The 1,497-nt window shown below is 44.1% G+C and carries 2 protein-coding genes; both read right to left on the reverse strand.

Going from position 1 to position 1,497, the window contains the following annotated elements:
• Positions 1-156 precede the first annotated feature (156 nt).
• Entirely contained in the window at positions 157-501 is a 345-nt protein-coding gene (locus tag HMPREF0658_RS10565; protein WP_006950768.1) for a hypothetical protein, read from the reverse strand.
• Between the two features lie 74 nt (positions 502-575).
• On the reverse strand, positions 576-1,497 hold a 922-nt coding region (locus HMPREF0658_RS10570), incomplete at its 5' end, for a tyrosine-type recombinase/integrase (protein WP_006950770.1).

Below are 1,497 nucleotides of genomic sequence, written 5' to 3' on the forward strand. Positions count from 1 at the left end.
CCGGCTACGACTATTTCCATGCCAACAAAGGCAAGTTTGCCATGTATGGTAAGAACTCCGAGGCGTGGGTGAAGATGAAGTATAGTTTCTGATTCCATTTTAATACCTCTTTTGTAGTTATGTCGTAGGTTGATATCGATGAAAGAGAAAAGTATATCAATTGATAATGCCATTGCAGTGTAGGTATATCTGCTCTATCACAGGTACAGGGCGTTGCAGCTCTCGACAAATGTATTTCCTGATGAAGTGGGCTTCCATGCTGTCCAATTGATAAGACAAAGCGATGATGATAGTGAGCGGATAAAGCGGAGCATATCCTCGCAACCGTCCGTTCACGAATACTTTCACCTCCCCTGCATTCCTTTCACCAGGATGTAGGGTATATGTTTTGAGGAGCAGTTGCAATCGATAATTGAGTTTCCTCCATGTTACACCGAAGAAATCTACCAATTCGCTCTCTGTCATTGCTATTTCGCCTTTGCCTTTGCGAATAATTTGCATATTGCCGCCCCACTCGAATCACCATCAAACAAAAGAATAGTTGTGGTCTCCTTTTGTTTGATGGTGATTGACTTTCATACGGCTTCCCCCTTTGTTTCCTCCTTTTGATGTTTCCTTATCAGTCTATCCATATCCTCCGAAATCTTATTGTCTGTCACCTGTGCGTAGATTTGGGTACTGGATATAGAGGCATGCCCCATCATCTTGGCAATGCTTTCGATAGGTATTCCTGCACTTAAACTCATCGTGCCGAACGTGTGCCTTGCCATGTGGTAGGACAACCGTTCTCTGATACCGCAAGCCTTGCCCACGATGCTCAGCTTTGCACTCATCACGCTACGGCTGCAAGCACAGTGAAAGATAAAGTCGTCACCTTTTTCTTTCACCGTCTGCATTTCTTTCGTGCTGGGTCGTTCGTCCTTACATTGATTGATGATGGCCTCCGCTATGGGGTGTAGTGGCACAATAAACTCCACCTTTGTCTTCTGCCTTTCTTTACGGATATATTTCTGTCCGTCGGCTGCCGTTTGAATGTGTCCAAATTGCAAATGTTCCATATCAGCAATAGCCAAGCCCGTAAAGCATGAGAAGATAAACATCCGTCTTGCTTGTTCTGCTTCCTTATCTATTACTCTCAATGCCATGAGTTTGGCAACATCGCTCTTTTGCAGAAAGCGTATCTTCTGTTCCGCTTTCTCATACTTGGCATTCTCAAAAGGATTACAGCGAATGAGCCTTTGACTGACCGCACGATACATCAGCCTACTTAGCCAACAAAGATAGCGATTCATGGTTGCTGTTGCCAAGCCTCGTTTTTTCAGATAGAAACGGTATTCTTCAAACAAGTCTTCCGGTATAGTGGCTATGACTATATCCGTCATTCCCTTATCCTTTACAAACTCCGTAAGTAACTTATCTGAATAGAGAAGATTCTGATAGGTTCCCTCAGCTCTTGATTTGCCCACGCACTCTTTAACGGATTGCAGTTCTGCCTTG

Source organism: Hoylesella marshii DSM 16973 = JCM 13450 (assembly GCF_000146675.1).
In the GTDB taxonomy this organism is placed as follows: domain Bacteria; phylum Bacteroidota; class Bacteroidia; order Bacteroidales; family Bacteroidaceae; genus Prevotella; species Prevotella marshii.